Origin of the sequence: Oribacterium sp. P6A1 (assembly GCF_000702885.1) — a bacterium.
Lineage (GTDB): Bacteria > Bacillota > Clostridia > Lachnospirales > Lachnospiraceae > Oribacterium.
In genome coordinates this window covers 1-14,680 of sequence record NZ_JNKO01000043.1, presented here as the reverse complement: position 1 = coordinate 14,680, position 14,680 = coordinate 1, and the positions used below count along the sequence as shown (strand labels likewise).

At 42.5% G+C, this 14,680-nt stretch carries 15 protein-coding genes and 1 pseudogene; 3 read left to right on the top strand and 13 right to left on the bottom strand.

All coding sequences use genetic code 11. The features are described 5' to 3' along the window. The first annotated feature begins 233 nt into the window (after positions 1-233). The gene (locus T515_RS14875) at positions 234-1,661 is read left to right on the top strand and encodes an ISL3 family transposase (RefSeq protein WP_036608681.1); all 1,428 of its coding nucleotides are present in this window, start codon (positions 234-236) and stop codon (positions 1,659-1,661) included. 24 nt (positions 1,662-1,685) lie between these two features. After that, positions 1,686-2,039: a hypothetical protein gene (locus T515_RS14870; protein ID WP_036608680.1), complete on the top strand. Its 354-nt coding sequence runs from the start codon at positions 1,686-1,688 to the stop codon at positions 2,037-2,039. Positions 2,040-2,222: 183 nt separating this feature from the next. On the opposite strand, the gene T515_RS14865 is transcribed toward T515_RS14870, so the two are convergent. The 9 genes from T515_RS14865 to T515_RS16875 form a co-directional block, all read right to left on the bottom strand. Further along, positions 2,223-2,711 carry a hypothetical protein gene (locus tag T515_RS14865; protein ID WP_242839395.1) on the bottom strand — a complete coding sequence of 163 codons (489 nt, stop codon included), beginning with the start codon at positions 2,709-2,711 and terminating at the stop codon, positions 2,223-2,225. A 148-nt stretch (positions 2,712-2,859) separates the two neighbouring features. Beyond that, a complete protein-coding gene (locus T515_RS14860) occupies positions 2,860-3,270 on the bottom strand; it encodes a DUF1934 domain-containing protein (RefSeq protein ID WP_036612918.1) in 411 nt (136 codons plus the stop codon). A gap of 8 nt (positions 3,271-3,278) precedes the next feature. Next, positions 3,279-4,364: a D-alanine--D-alanine ligase family protein gene (locus T515_RS14855; protein ID WP_036612915.1), complete on the bottom strand. Its 1,086-nt coding sequence runs from the start codon at positions 4,362-4,364 to the stop codon at positions 3,279-3,281. Between the two features lie 202 nt (positions 4,365-4,566). Continuing rightward, entirely contained in the window at positions 4,567-6,150 is a 1,584-nt protein-coding gene (locus tag T515_RS14850) for a helix-turn-helix domain-containing protein (protein ID WP_036612912.1), read from the bottom strand. 369 nt (positions 6,151-6,519) lie between these two features. Then, on the bottom strand, positions 6,520-6,819 hold the full coding sequence (yajC, locus tag T515_RS14845) for a preprotein translocase subunit YajC (RefSeq protein WP_036612910.1): 300 nt from the start codon (positions 6,817-6,819) through the stop codon (positions 6,520-6,522). 417 nt (positions 6,820-7,236) lie between these two features. Beyond that, positions 7,237-7,536, bottom strand: a complete 300-nt coding sequence (locus tag T515_RS14840) for a hypothetical protein (RefSeq protein ID WP_036612907.1) — start codon at positions 7,534-7,536, stop codon at positions 7,237-7,239. A gap of 159 nt (positions 7,537-7,695) precedes the next feature. Next, a complete protein-coding gene (locus T515_RS16880) occupies positions 7,696-8,409 on the bottom strand; it encodes a hypothetical protein (protein WP_051671793.1) in 714 nt (237 codons plus the stop codon). A 180-nt stretch (positions 8,410-8,589) separates the two neighbouring features. Then, on the bottom strand, positions 8,590-9,783 hold the full coding sequence (locus T515_RS14830; protein WP_036612905.1) for a UDP-galactopyranose/dTDP-fucopyranose mutase family protein: 1,194 nt from the start codon (positions 9,781-9,783) through the stop codon (positions 8,590-8,592). 161 nt (positions 9,784-9,944) lie between these two features. Continuing rightward, positions 9,945-10,790, bottom strand: coding sequence for a hypothetical protein (locus T515_RS16875; protein WP_051671792.1), 846 nt, complete (start codon positions 10,788-10,790; stop codon positions 9,945-9,947). Positions 10,791-10,881: 91 nt separating this feature from the next. On the opposite strand from T515_RS16875, the gene T515_RS14820 reads away from it, so the two are divergent. Beyond that, positions 10,882-11,868 carry a diacylglycerol/lipid kinase family protein gene (locus T515_RS14820; RefSeq protein WP_051671791.1) on the top strand — a complete coding sequence of 329 codons (987 nt, stop codon included), beginning with the start codon at positions 10,882-10,884 and terminating at the stop codon, positions 11,866-11,868. Between the two features lie 268 nt (positions 11,869-12,136). On the opposite strand, the gene rd is transcribed toward T515_RS14820, so the two are convergent. From rd to T515_RS14800, 4 genes and pseudogenes are all read right to left on the bottom strand, one after another. After that, positions 12,137-12,295, bottom strand: a complete 159-nt coding sequence (rd, locus tag T515_RS14815) for a rubredoxin (protein WP_036612902.1) — start codon at positions 12,293-12,295, stop codon at positions 12,137-12,139. A 39-nt stretch (positions 12,296-12,334) separates the two neighbouring features. Next, positions 12,335-12,658, bottom strand: a complete 324-nt coding sequence (locus T515_RS14810) for a desulfoferrodoxin family protein (protein ID WP_334290877.1) — start codon at positions 12,656-12,658, stop codon at positions 12,335-12,337. 246 nt (positions 12,659-12,904) lie between these two features. Next, complete coding sequence (locus tag T515_RS14805) at positions 12,905-14,326, bottom strand: hypothetical protein (RefSeq protein ID WP_036612897.1); 1,422 nt, start codon at positions 14,324-14,326, stop codon at positions 12,905-12,907. A 153-nt stretch (positions 14,327-14,479) separates the two neighbouring features. Continuing rightward, positions 14,480-14,680: pseudogene (locus tag T515_RS14800) on the bottom strand (protein CapI); the annotation flags it as partial.

Sequence of the window (14,680 nt, the reverse complement as noted above, 5' to 3'; positions counted from 1 at the left end):
GGGTCTCCAAAGTTGTTTGGGGTCTGACTTCAATGGGGGCTAACATTGGGGTCAATGTTTAGGGTCTAACTTTGGGGTCTGAGATTGGGGTCTGAAATACGTTTTTTAATTAAATTTATAAGAAGAGAAGATCTCTGTTTTTAGAGACCTCCTCTTCTTTTTGGCGTCTTGCGCCCACTACCTCCCGGATCTATCATTGGATTTGCTCAAAAATTCAATAAACAGGAGGTTACATGAACAGTATAACAGACTTACTGGATCTTGAAGATAATGATGTCACCATTACTGATATCACTGTCGAAGGAGCCACTAAATTAATCACCTTGGAAACTTCTGCAAAGCAGTCTTTCTGTCCTTTGTGCGGTTTCCGTATGCACTCGCGAGGTATCAGGACTCGTAAGGTACTTCACCCTATTCTCCAGGACGGTTATTCCCTTATCTTACTATTAAAGCAGCGCCGCTGGAGATGCATCAATAATGACTGTCGGTTTGAAACAAATGAAAATTTTAAATTTGTTGATAAAAACCGCCGTCAAAGCAACGCTACTGACATGCTCATTGTTCACGCTTTTCGTGATCTGAACGAAACATCTGCATCCATCGCAAAGCGTTTCAACACTTCAGATACTCACGTTAACGAAATATTTGATCGTTACGTAAAGCTGGATCGACTTGAATTGACTGACATCATTTCTATAGATGAAGTTCACACAGAAATAGAAAGTGATTGTAAATACGCTCTTGTAATTCAGGACTTCCATACCGGGGATCCCATAGATATCTTAAAAAGCCGCAAATCATCTATTACCGAGCCTTACTTTTCCAACATCCCTATCGAAGAACGTAAGAGAGTAAAGTACCTGATATCAGACATGTACAACCCCTACATTAGATTTGTTGATAAGTATTTTCCTAATGCTGTCTCCGTTGTGGATTCTTTTCATGTAATCCAATGGATGAACAATGGCATTGATAAATACTTTAGACAACTCCTGAAGAAGTATCGAGATCGGGATAGGGAGCGCTTCTTAAGCTCTCTTCAGTCGGATACCGTTATCCCTGACAGAATTTATCCGCCTTTATCCGATGAAGTATATCTGCTTTCCAAATACCGTTTTCTCGTTTTATCCAACCAGGCAAACATAACCTACCATTCCGATACCAGGTACGATAAGCACTTTCATCGCCTTATGAATACTTATGACTATGAAGATGCTCTTTTTAAGATCGATCCACATCTGCGATCGCTTCGTGATTTAAAAGAACTCTACATTCAGTTTAACACCCATTATGCAGGAGATGTCCTTAATGCCGGAACCGAGCTTGATAAGCTCATTAAGCTGTACGGATCCTGCGAAGAAAAGATCTTTCGGGATTTCTCTCATACTCTTAAAAACTTTCGGGATCCTATACTTAATTCCTTTGTCATGGCTCAGAAAAATGGCCCTTGCGGTCTTTATGATTCAAGATTATCCAATGGACCTATAGAATCCCTTAACAGAAAGGTAAAGGACTTAAAACGCGCGGGCAGAGGATACAAAAACTTCGAGCATTTCAGGAACAGATTTCTCTATGCAACGAGGAACCGTCCTGTACTTAATGGAACAGATTCATCCATACAGATACACAACTATGAAGATGATGATGAATACATTGATTAAAACAGCTTTGGAGGATAATCAGACATGGATAAAAATGAAAAGTATAGTGTTATCGAGCCCGATGACTACGATTGTTTCGAAAATTGTGGAACAATAAATAGCTTATGCTTACTGATTGATAAACTGGTAAAGAATCAGCAATACCTCGAACTTCAGTGCATAGGTCTTCGCTATGAGTTAAGTAAATATCTCAGTCCCGAGCATGGCGAATTTCTAAAAGAAGATATCCTTTCCGCTCTGGGGGATCGTTATGACGGAGAATCGGCTTATGAGCTGTATAAAAATCTACTTTACAGAGGTCATGATCCTATGGCTTCAAGGAAATGGATACGTGAGGTTGAAAAAGCAAGCCGAGGTGATGGAGAGACTTGGTTCTGATCAATAGCAGCCCCCAATCTCAGACCCCACAGTCAGACCCCAAAGTTAAACCCCAATAAAAAGGCATGATAAAAGGGTCAGACCCCACTGTCTGACCCTAAATAACTTTGGGAAACCCCACTAAACTTTGGAGATCCACTAAAAAAGCGTGATTCATAACGAACCACGCTTAAATCCTTTTAATCACTTATTTACCTGAAGCTTTTTGCGAAGACCTTCCATAAAGCCCTTCTTCTCAGGAGCCTTTGGAATGGCGCCGCCGCGAACAGAAAGAATCTTACGGATGTAGATTCCTGCAACCGCAACCTTGCACTCCTTGTGTAAAGGAAGCTGGTCAAAAACTCCGGGATCAGCCATGAGAGTCATGATCTGCGGGCCAACCTTTGCCTTTACCACAGGAAGCTTGCTAAGCTTAAGATAGAAAGGAGTCTGCTCCTCTACCTGCTTAGGAAGACCTGCCGCAACAGCCTCCTTGATGGACATCTTCTTTTTATCAATGATAAGCAATGACACGTTCTGTGTATTTGCATCAATCATAGGCTGCTGTTCAGCCTGCTGCTGACTCATCTTGCGTCCGAAATAGTAAAGAACGCCCATAAGGATGAGCAGTATGATCGCGATAACCAGCAGTACGCTGCCCACAGAGCTCATATTTATTGCCATTAATTCCATATATAAATCCTCATCTTTCAAAATATTACCCGGTATCCCTTAGACCGCCGAACCTAATATTACTATCTGCGTCCTCAAAATGCAACAAAAAACGAATCAGCCTGAAAAGCTAAGATTACGCCATGCAAAAAGCATAAAAAAATCCATTTCAGATTCTGGTCAGTCTTATTCTTATCTCATTTTCAGATACCGGCTTACCGTACTGGGTCACATCATAGATCAGCAAAATATTCATGACCGAATCCGCATGAATCCTGTCAACCTCCACGTATTTTGTGTTGAAGCCAAGCTCCATATAACCCATAGGTGTTTCATAGTTCATGACATGATGAACCTTTTCTTTATAGTGGAAAGCATTCTCCTGCTTCCAGTTACGCACCACAACGATCTCTTTCTCAGCCATGTCCACTCGCATCTCATTGTGAACTCCGTCCTGAAAATATGTGATGACCTGAGTACCGTCACCGGCTTCCCTTAAGACACCCTCAGAAACCACATCAATGATATCCGTATCACCGTCTATGGTCTGGCGGGTATTCATTTCTATTCTGACTTTCATAAAATCCCTCAAATATCCGCCATAGTCGTGGGACGTGTATATGCTGTATCGATAAGGCTCTGAACAAGCTTAGCCTTGTCCACTCCCTTTACCTCCCAAAGCATAGGATACATTGAGATAGCGGTAAAACCGGGAAGTGTGTTCAGTTCGTTGAAAACAGGACCGTTTTCTGTAAGGAAGAAATCTATTCTTGAAAGAGAGAATCCATCCACTGCAGAAAATACAGTTTTCGCCGCCTTACGGATAAGCTCCGCATCCTCTTCCCTGATATCGGGATTTGTATCTGTCTCAGACTGGGGGTTGTTGTACTTGGCATCATAATCGTAGAAATCCGCAGCCGCCTTGATCTCTCCGATACCGCTTGCCTTTATTTCCCCATCGCAATCCTTAAATACCGCACACTCGACTTCTCTTCCGATGATAGTCTCCTCAACGAGAATCTTGTAGTCAACAGCGTAAGCCTTCTTAAGACCATCAATAAGCTCTTCACGATTATGAGCCTTGGTGACGCCGCAGCTTGAGCCTGCATTGGACGGCTTCACAAAAACAGGGTATGAAAATGCCTCTTCCACGCGGCAAACGCAGGAATCCATATCCTTTATCTCATTGCCCACAACCGACACATATTTTGCCTGACGAACGCCAATAGAAGACAGGGGCGCATCACAGATGATCTTTGTGTAAAGCTTATCCATGGAAACCGCGCTTGCAAGAACTCCGCAACCCACATAAGGAATCTGAGCCATCTCGAAAAGTCCCTGGATGGTACCGTCCTCACCGTTCTTTCCATGAAGAGCAGGGAATATCACATCTATCTTCCTGAAGGAGATAGTCCCCTCCGCATCCGATATCATAAGCGACTTAAGCCCGGCATCCGGAAGTAGGCAGGCTCTAATCTTCGAATCATACCACTTACCGCTGATAACATCCGAAAGGTCCCCGGCAAGAAGCCACTCTCCTTCTTTGGTAATGCCTACAAGCACCACATCATATTTATCTGTATTGATATTTTTAACAATATTTACAACCGACTTGCATGAAACCTCATGCTCTGTTGATCTTCCGCCGAAAACGGCAAGTAAAGTCTCTTTCATATATGCTCCTGTTAAATTAGCGCCAATGCCGAAAACGGCACACCCGCAAGTATAAATCCTATGCGTGACTTCGTTCTTTTCGTACCCGTCATGCTGTAGGAATAAATTTCTGAGCAGTGAAATTACCGCCCACGATATTCAAAAGTTTTTCCGTTTGATTTTACTACAATGGAGCATTATTGCAAGTAAGTATTATTCCTTTTCAGACCCCTCTCAGCCAGTTCACATCTCCACGTTTCAGTTTAAAAAGCATGTCCTTTTTGCGTTCATAAATCTTTACCAGAACCCTTATTTCCTCAGGAGTACGGTTAGAGCTTGCAAGAACCTGACTAAGCTCATCATTTGTGAGGAGCTTGTCAAGATCCAGTATAGAGGGATCCTTCACCAGCTTGATAAGTCCGGCTTCGTTTTCCGCAAAACTGTCAACCGGAATGTTGTTGAGCTCCAGAGTTCCGTGGCTCATGTTCAGGTCATAAAACATAGAATTTCCGGAGTCAAAAATCGGAGCCATCTTTACAAACTCAAGTGTATCCGCGTCTCTCAGAACGCCGAAATTCTCGTAACTTCTGTCAGTATTGGTTATAACAAAATCCGACAGGATCTGGTAATCCAGGAATGACTGAACCATATCTCTGTCAATGCCTCCCTCCGCACAGGCATCCACAAACAGATCATAATCCGACGCTCCTCTGTGGAATCTCTTATTCGCCCTGATGAGCTCCTCCGCAGAAACAAACTCCAGATTCTCACTTGTAAAAGCTTCAGCACTTACTCCAAGCTGCCTGCCATGTCCGTAGTCAATGTTATAGAACTCATAATCAACAAATTCAAATTTATTCTGTCTTCGGTGAATGTATGCGCCAACCGCTTCATTGAAAGCCTGCTGGGTATTTCCTTTTTCAACGCCCTTAACCAAATATCGTCTGCCTTCCACGCAGATCCAGGACTTGGGCACATTCCCCTTTGTAGAAGCACTTGGAAATCTGAAATCCGCATCTCTTAATTCAAGTTCACTGCCTAATCCCGCAAAAAGTCCGGCACCGACAACATCATCAAAGTCATTTAAAAAAAGGTTAACCTCTCCCCAGGAAAGCTCCTCTCCAGAAGGTCTCAGCCAATAGGAATCGGTAAGTGACAGTCCGAGGTTTCTGAGAAGATAAGCCTGAGGAGTAAGAAATCCCAACAGTTCCAAAAGCTTTCTCATATTTCCCTGAGTCACAGGCACAGCTCTGCGGTGCCACCACCCCTTCAACAGTTCATGGTTTCCATTTGTTCCGATGGGAAGCAATGTTTCTGCATGAACTTCCTGAATGGACACAAGACTGCCTGATGCAGGTTCGAAAACAAGCTCCGCAACCTTATCGTCCTTGTGCATCAGTGTATAAGGGCATAAATCCGTCGATTTAAAAACAAATCCTACTGAAGACTTAACTTCAGATATTTCAGATACTCTAGATGCACCAGATCCTGCGCCGCTGCCAATGTCTGCCCCTTCAGTCTTTCCGGATGATTTTGCATCAGAGAAATCCATCTTTTCAACATCAGCCTTTGAAACATGTGTTCCAAGCTCACTGGGTTTAAGAGAGCTCAAATCCCGCTCCGAAATCAGATCCTCCATGGTACAGTCAAGTGATTTTGCCATCTTAAGTATAGTCTCAGCCTTCGCCGAGCTAAGATCTTTATGTCCCTGCTCGTAATCCTGAATCGAACGGAAAGAAACTCCGGTGATGTCGGCAAGCTCCTTACGGCTTAAACCTTTCAATTCTCTAAGTGTCTTAAGATTCATGTAAAACGCCTCGTAAAAAATAAACTTTCACCATAGTTAATTAATTCTAAGATACGCTAGTTCACGTACTATAACAATCATCTTTGGATTAATTATTTATTACAACTTTTAAAATCATCCTGTTTTTTCTAAATCTCCGGGGCTCACTTAATTAAACTACCCACGGGAAGCAGCATGCATTCAGCCTTTTAAGTGTGAAAAGTCTGCATTCCAAAATACTATTAAAATAAAAAGCCATGCGCACACCGGCACATGGCTTTATTAATTAAATATCATGAGCGTCAAAACATCGCCGCTCATTTATGATTCGCAATACACATTTACATGTAATGCACTCCATCAAGGTTAATGTATTCCAGGAATCCGGAATTACTTCTTCTCTTCTGTCTTTGAAGCGCTGTTTGCAGCCTTCTCAAGCTGCGCGATAGCTGTCTTCTGCATAGGAATACGGCAGTTCTTGTTGTTACCGAACTCTACAATAACGGTATCATCTGTCATATCGATGATAACACCATAGAATCCAGAAGTAGTAAGTACTGTATCACCTACCGCAACTGATGCAAGAAGCTCCTGCTGCTTCTGACGTTCCTTCTGTGAAGGTCTGATACCGATAAAATAAAACATCGCAACGATTGCAACAAGATATACGACCCATCCAATAGTACTCATAAATATGTTCCTCCGTAGAAAAAATAGCTTTGTGCTTTTTGTCCATTTCTTTAAGTAAAACAAATCTCACAAGGAAAAATTCTAACATAGAGCCCTGTAAATATCCAGTGATATTTATTTGATTCTGCACTCCCGGGCCGCTAAAATATCGCTCCGTGCTCCATGTGGCAGCGTGCCATGAAATAATTTTTTAATCATCCTCATATCTGTGACACTATTGTGATGGTTCATGAGTTATAGTCATGTCATAAGAAAGACATAAAGAAAATGATTCAACTCCTATTCATAAAAAAAGAAGCAACGAAATGTGCCCACCAATTTTCGTTGCTTCTTTTTTGTTTATTTATTATGTTCCTTCTATAATCCTTAGGGATCATTCAATGTCATAACTATCTTTTTAAGATATGCAGACTTTACTCAGCTCTTGCTTCTAAACACCGGATTCGAATCATCCGCTTTTGCTTTACTCTTAGCCTCTTCGGAACCCGGAAGTCCCGCATGTGTGATTTTCAATTCCTCTTCGGTTTCTGTGATACTCTGAACGCTTTCAACCTGAGTATTTGCTGAAGGGGCTGCGTTTTTTTCCTCTGTTCCGGAAAAAATATTCTGAAAAATCAGAATGATGCAGACGCATGCCACGATAAGAAGAACTGCTGCGGTCCCGTAATATAAGGGCATATCCGACTTTACTGCTTTAGCATTGTTTATATTATCCATATTGCTCCATTCCCAGTATCGGTCTTTAATATTTCTTCATAGTATAGACCGAACTTTCAAGTCATCATTTCAGGGACATGTCGCTTGTTATCTCCATATCCCCAAAAAAGACTCCCCGCTTTCGCAAGGGAGTCAAAATATTAATCATATTTCTGAAAATCACTCTTCATCTTCGCCGGTTGCAACCTTACCATCAGGTCCTGGGACATTTATCTTTGTCGCATCTGTAAGAGGTGCCACATTCGATACAGCTGCATCTGCAGGAACACTTGGTCCGTTGGTATCATAGCTTGTAAGGCTCATATCAGGTTCTGAACCAGCCTCATCCTTTCCGGATGCTGTCTTTCTGGTTACAGTAAGCTTAGTTGTTGCGATCTCACCGGCATTTGAGGTTGTGACATTCTTCACAGTCATAGTTGTAACCTTACTTGTGGTTCCGTAAGTCTCACCTGTGACACCGTTAAGCGCATTAATATAGTTAAGAACTTCCTCTGCTGTTGCGTTCTTAAGACTTGTTAATGCTGAAGAAACAATATTGCTGTCTGCAATGTTCTCAAGAGCTGTATGTGCAACCTGAATACCATCCTTCACCCATGCGCCGCTTGCATCTGTTGTATATCCATCCGGTGTTGTTGTATTTACATATAAGTATCCATTCTCATCAAACGCAAAGCACTGATACTGTCCGTCTCCGTCTGTATCGATCCACTTCCAAACACCTGCAGGGAAGGTTCCGTCTCCGTTGTCATACCAGATACCCTTTTCGTTTGTTACGAATGCTCCTGCAACAGCTGTTCCTGCGAGCATAGCCACGCTGAGAGCTGCTACTGTTCCTGTTACTGCTATTTTCTTGATTAAATTCATTTTCTTCATTTTTCTCTCCATAAAAAATAGGTTTTTACTTCAATAACCTTTGTGTAGTCATACTATATCACCATCTGAAATAAAGTGTATGACTTTTTCCCGTGTAAAAATATTAAAATTTTTGGTAGAAATTTAATCCATTGTTTATGTTTTCCGATTTTACTGCCTGACGGGATGCAACTTCAAATCTCAAAGTACCTCCCCACACATATCAAGTGCTGACGCTATAACCTTATCCATATCATAGTACTTGTACTCCCCAAGACGTCCTCCGAAGATAACATTATCCTCTGCCTCCGCAAGTCTCTTATACTCCTCGTAAAGCCTGCCGTTCTTCTCATCATTTACCGGATAGTAAGGCTCGTCTCCGGGCTTCCACTCACTTGAGAATTCCCTGGAGATGACAGTCTTTGGAATATCATTTCCATCATCATCTTTGCCGAACTCAAACCACTTATGCTCGATGATCCTGGTCCATGGAGTCTCTCTGTCTGTGTAGTTTACTGCAGCATTGCCCTGAAAATTCGGCTTGTCAAGAAGCTCTGTTTCAAATCTTACAGATCTGTACTCAAGGTATCCAAGCTTATACCCGAAATATGCATCTATAGCTCCGGTATAAACCACCTTGTCCGCAAGGGCCTTAAGATCCTCTCTCGGAGCGCCTTCAGCATCAAAGAAATCAACTCCCACATGTACTTCTATGGAACCCGCATCGTCTACCGGAGCTTCGCCGGTTCCAAAATCTTCACCTTCCTGTACCTTTGCCCCGGCAAGCATATTGGCAACCATCTTTGTATATCCGCCCACAGGTATGCCCTGATAAAGAGCATTAAAATAGTTATTGTCAAAGGTAAGTCTCACAGGTAAGCGCTTAATGATAAAGGCCGGGAGTTCTGTGCAGGGGCGTCCCCACTGCTTTTCGGTATAGCCTTTAATGAGCTTTTCATAAATATCGGTTCCAACCAGGGAGATAGCCTGTTCCTCAAGGTTTTTCGGCTCTTTTATTCCTGCCTCCCTGCGCTGCTCCTCAATCTTCTCAGCTGCCTCTTCAGGAGTGACAACTCCCCACATCTTATTGAAAGTATACATATTGAAAGGAAGGGAATAAAGCTCGCCATGGAAATTCGCAACCGGAGAATTTGTAAATCTGTTGAATACCGCAAAATTCTGTACATATTCCCAGACCTTCTGATCATTGGTATGGAATATATGTGCTCCATACTTATGTACATGTATCTTTTCAATGTCCTCTGTATACACATTTCCGGCAATATTCGGGCGGCGGTCAATAACCAGAACCTTTTTCCCTGCTTTCGCCGCCTCATGGGCAAATACTGCTCCGTAAAGGCCGGCTCCAACTACAAGATAATCATATTTTGTCATAATACCTCCACATAACGACGGAGATCTAACTCCATCAAGCAATCATAGTGCTGATTATAACACAGAGAAACTATAGAATCGAGTAGCAGTGAGAGAGCAAATGTCCGCGTGACAGCCTTATCGCGAAAAAAGAGAGCCAAATCGCTTTGACTCTCCTTCTATCAATCTTCATCTTCTTCGTCATCATCCTCATCATCGCCGCCGTCCCTTTCGATGACGTCGCTTCTCTTCGGTCCCGAAACATCTATGGTGCTTTCATCAGTGGTGGGCCTTACTGTCTGTGATGAATAACTACTTGGTATGTTTCTTCCGGGTCCGTCTGTATCATAGCTCGTATTATCCACATCAGGTCCGGAGCTTGAGCTGTTTTTCGAAGTAGCGGAATCACTGCTTTCAGAAGAGCTGCCGGAGGAGGAACCTGTAACTATCTTCGATGTGACGATCTCGCCGGATGGAACATTGGTACTGGTCTTTGTGCTTGTTTTGCTGCTGGTCGTGGTGCTTGTTTTTTTACTGCTTGAGCTCTTTGATGAAGAACTTGTTTTCTTGGAAGAGCTTGTGTTTGAGCTGCTCTTAGGCCCCGAGTACTTTTGCGTAACCAGCTGTGTTCCGTCAGATGCATACTGATACTCGTCCCGATGCACTGCAGCATTCTGAGGCAAAGCAATAGCTGTTGGAGGAATGTAAGCATTGTGATAGAAAAATCTGCTCACAGGCATCCCATCCATATTCCATGCGCCATCCGGTCCGACATAATAGCCATCCGGAGTCACTGTGTTGATATACAAATATCCGTTCTCATCAAAGGCATAACACTGATAGATTCCATCTCCATCAGAATCAAGCCATTCCCATGAGTACACCGGATAAGTTCCGTCACTGTGCAAATACCAATATCCTGTCCCATTGGCCATCCACTGCCCGGCAAGAGCTGATACAGAAACGGAAAAACTGAATATCAGCCCCGATATGGCTGTAATAAGCATTATAATAATTCCCTTTTTCATCTTACCTACCCCTTTCTATATATATTATCGGCATATTATAATGTTTATTAAGATACAGAATTCTTACATTATTTTATCAGGGAGTTTAAATATGGAAAACGACCTTTCAGCAAGAGAAAACAATATCTTTTTAAAAGAGTCTGAAGCATCCTTTGCGCTGCCCGAAAAAAGAGCCCTACTTCTCGTGAACAAGAAGGCAGGAATGGGCACTGCAAAAGAAAAAGTCTTCGGTCTCATCACAGAACTTGCAAAACTGGGGTATGAAGTTGTCACTTACCCAATCATTCCGGAATCAGGAATCACATCAGAAATAATCATCAGTGAATATCTTTCACGGAATATAGATCTGGTGGCATGCATAGGCGGTGACGGAACCCTTAATCACGTGGTTAATTCCCTGCTTTCATCAGGCAATGTAGAAAAAGCCTCAATTCCCATCGTATATCTCCCCAGCGGAACCACCAATGACTACGCAAAGACCCTGGGATTAAGCGGTGACGTGGAGAAGCTGGCAGATTCCATTTCTCACGGCAGGGTCTTCCGTCTTGATGTAGGCGATTTCGACAAGATAAAATTCAACTATGTTGCTGCATTCGGGGCATTTACAAACGTAAGCTACGAGACCCCACAGGACCAGAAAAATGTTCTGGGCTACTTTGCTTATGTTCTTAATGCAATTGCCACTGCACCATCATCACTGCAGAGCCGTTATGATCTTACAGTATCCCATGACGGCGAGACCGAGGAAGGAACTTTTATTTTCGGAGCAGTATCCAATGCCACCTCCGTTGCAGGCATCAAGACCCAGGCTCTTTCGGATGCATCACTTAGTGATGGTCTTTTTGAAGTAATGCTTATAAAGGCCCCCGATGACCTGATGGATGTGGGGGAAATAATCCGTTCTGCCATGGATGGCAATTTCGTCAATCCATATATACGCATGTTCCAGACGAAGGAGGTTCACTTTTACTCGGAAGAAGAAATAAAATGGACTCTGGACGGCGAATTCGGAGGAACGGTTTCAGATGTAAATGTCAGGGTCCTGCCAAAAGCCATCAAGATTTATACCGAAATGTAATTATCGAGTTTTCTTTACTCTAAACCCTTGGGGGCAATTCACCCTGAAAAGTACAGTATAGTCACACTTATATAAAGCAAATCAAGGCTGAGGACATATAATCTCACGCCCTCAGCCTTATATTCACATAAGCTATTATGTTATCTCTGCAACTGTCTCATTACAATCATCTATCAACAGCTTTCTTCCGTAATATCTGATACACGGATGCAGAATTTACCGTTTCAAAGAAACTGTCCTAATCCCGTATAATTTCTCCGCCCCTCGCTCAGTTCTGAGGCGAAAACTCATCCTTTCCGACTCCGCATAAAGGACATACGAAGTCATCGGGAACATCTTCCCACCTGGTTCCGGGAGCCAGACCATTATCAGGATCTCCCGCTTCTTCATCATAAATGTAACCACATGTATTACATATGTACATCATATCAAACCTCCCCGTTCTCTGGGAACGTACCAAAAACAACTATACGCTTGCCTTCCATAAGCCATGAAGATTGCAGTACTCATAAGCCGCAATAAGTTTTTCATTTACCAGGAATTCAGCTTCAGGCTTCATACCCGGCTTAAGATAATGAATCTGGAATCCGGCTTCAGTTTCGATCAGTATCCATCCGATAAAATGTTCGGGAAGCATAGGGTGTTCAACAGAACCAACCTGTACCTTAACCACTCCGTCCTGCTCAGTCACAACAGGAACATGCTTTTCCTGTGCCGCATCGGTAGTGTTGGCAACAAGCTCTTCGCCAACAGACAGGCTTTTGTCGGAAATCACGATCTGATCATCAATTTTGTAGAATTTCACGGTTTTGTCCTCCTTTTTCAGACTGCATCTTAGTGCACGTTCACAATTACTAATATCAGCATATCCAAAGGAAACCTAAAAGGCAAATTAAAAAATTGTTAAAAATTAATTTGCGAAACACTCCAATATTCCGATCACGAATATTAAAATCCGCTCAGGAAACCCTCAAGAACTTTGGAGCCCCATTAAAATAACGCGGCAGCGGAAAACTCCACTGTCGCGTTTAATCATTTATTCATATAAAACCGCGCCGATAACCGTCTTCTCAAGACCCTGAAGCTTTTCAAGCTGCTTTCTCAGGTCATTTTTTGAAGTATTTCTGTCAACAGCAACTATGGCATACTTTTTGTCGTTGATGGTACGTATAGCTTCAGCATCCGTAAGGATATCTCCTGCAAGCTTCAATACACCGGAATTCTCAGATCCGTTTACAAGGCCAACGATATCTTTCATATCCTCAGTCTTAAGTCTTCCTACAAATGCGATTTCCTTAATCTCATTATCCTTGAAGGCTGTGATGTAAGCATCAATGTTTGCAGAAAGTACCTTGATGAAATCTGTCTTATCAGCTGTAGCATCACCATAAGACATTCTATAGAGCATATCGCCAAGCTTATTTGAGGATTTCTTTGACTTATAATCGCCAAATACCCTGACGCCGAAAAGTCTTGTGACTTCAGATGCATTGTTCACAGCATCAGCAAAGATAGCCTTCATGCAAATGAAAAATGCCGCCATAAACACACCGGCTACTCCACCCAATATACCAAACTTGATGCAGCTCTTAAGAACTCCCTTCATGCTTGCCGCAGCGGCTTTCTCCTTCGGCTCTGTAAGTTTTGTCTTCTTGTCATAAACAGCAGCACGCTGGTTTATCAGATTATTCTGCTGATTGGCAAAATCCAGCTGCTTGGAATTAACATAGCCTGCATCACCGTTACCGCTGGGATCTGCAGAATCTGATTCAGAAACATTGTCAGCCTTGGTCTTATCGATCATACTGATCTCGTGGGCATAAACCTTTTCATCAACCTGAGCTTTATGAAGCATCATCGCCTCATTTAAAGCTTCAAGGATCTCACTGACCCTTCTTGAAGAATCACCAACAACCTCAATGTTAACGATGTGGCTGCTCTGTGAAATACTGATAAGCTCTTTAAGATATCTCAAAGATATCTTGTCTGTCAGCCTATTTTGAATATAAGTCAAACACTCATTGCTCTTAAGATACAAAATGTACGACTGAATAACATCATTTGTATAATCTATATCCTGATAAGTCTCCCCCGGCATGATACGGTAATCGGTACTGATGTAGTACATGGCGCTTACCGAGAAGTAGTTGTTGGGATCAAGATTCATAAGAACAGAATTTTCTTTGTATGTGGAGTTCTCAAAAATCACACTGTCGAAAAGTTTTATCTGCTCATCATAAGCAGCCTTTGCAGCTTCGTACTGCTCCTTTTCAACTTCAGCATCAGCCTCATCAACAGTCTCAGAATTACTTTTGAGGGAAGAAATCCCGCTGGCCCCTTTATAGCCTGCCAGAAGAACTGCAAGAACCACAGCTGTTAATATGATGGTTTTCCACTTTCTCACGCACAACAGAAAAAGCTGGACAAGATCAATTTCCATTTCGTTGTTGTTTGTCATCGTAAAAATCACTCCTTAAATTTAATGCCTATTTAGATTATCATAAAGGAGCCTTGAAAATCTATAGTTATTTCTTCCGATTATGAGAATTTCATCGTCTTAGAATCTTCTCAAAATCCACCTGACACTATCTAAATTATCTCCACCTGCTATTCAGCCATAATACTCTTTATACCACTCCGCAAACTTTCCAAGGCCCTCCCTGATCCCAATGGCAGGTCTGAATCCATAATCCCTTTCCAGAGCTTCACTGTCCGCATAGGTCACAGGCACATCGCCGGGCTGCATTGGAACAAGCTCCTTGTGAGATTCAAAATCATAATCAGCCGGCAGAACTCCCGCGCGGATAAGTTC

What these genes read in the sequence shown, in the direction of transcription:
- T515_RS14875 (WP_036608681.1), top strand. Translation starts at nt 234, where the DNA reads ATGAACAGTATAACAGACTTACTGGATCTTGAAGATAATGATGTCACC.
- T515_RS14870 (WP_036608680.1), top strand. Translation starts at nt 1,686, where the DNA reads ATGGATAAAAATGAAAAGTATAGTGTTATCGAGCCCGATGACTACGAT.
- rd (WP_036612902.1), bottom strand. Translation starts at nt 12,295, where the DNA reads ATGATGTACATATGTAATACATGTGGTTACATTTATGATGAAGAAGCG.
- T515_RS16880 (WP_051671793.1), bottom strand. Translation starts at nt 8,409, where the DNA reads ATGAAGAAAATGAATTTAATCAAGAAAATAGCAGTAACAGGAACAGTA.
- T515_RS14805 (WP_036612897.1), bottom strand. Translation starts at nt 14,326, where the DNA reads ATGACAAACAACAACGAAATGGAAATTGATCTTGTCCAGCTTTTTCTG.
- yajC (WP_036612910.1), bottom strand. Translation starts at nt 6,819, where the DNA reads ATGAGTACTATTGGATGGGTCGTATATCTTGTTGCAATCGTTGCGATG.
- T515_RS14855 (WP_036612915.1), bottom strand. Translation starts at nt 4,364, where the DNA reads ATGAAAGAGACTTTACTTGCCGTTTTCGGCGGAAGATCAACAGAGCAT.
- T515_RS14830 (WP_036612905.1), bottom strand. Translation starts at nt 9,783, where the DNA reads ATGACAAAATATGATTATCTTGTAGTTGGAGCCGGCCTTTACGGAGCA.
- T515_RS14840 (WP_036612907.1), bottom strand. Translation starts at nt 7,536, where the DNA reads ATGGATAATATAAACAATGCTAAAGCAGTAAAGTCGGATATGCCCTTA.
- T515_RS14860 (WP_036612918.1), bottom strand. Translation starts at nt 3,270, where the DNA reads ATGAAAGTCAGAATAGAAATGAATACCCGCCAGACCATAGACGGTGAT.
- T515_RS14820 (WP_051671791.1), top strand. Translation starts at nt 10,882, where the DNA reads ATGGAAAACGACCTTTCAGCAAGAGAAAACAATATCTTTTTAAAAGAG.
- T515_RS14865 (WP_242839395.1), bottom strand. Translation starts at nt 2,711, where the DNA reads ATGGAATTAATGGCAATAAATATGAGCTCTGTGGGCAGCGTACTGCTG.
- T515_RS14850 (WP_036612912.1), bottom strand. Translation starts at nt 6,150, where the DNA reads ATGAATCTTAAGACACTTAGAGAATTGAAAGGTTTAAGCCGTAAGGAG.
- T515_RS16875 (WP_051671792.1), bottom strand. Translation starts at nt 10,790, where the DNA reads ATGAAAAAGGGAATTATTATAATGCTTATTACAGCCATATCGGGGCTG.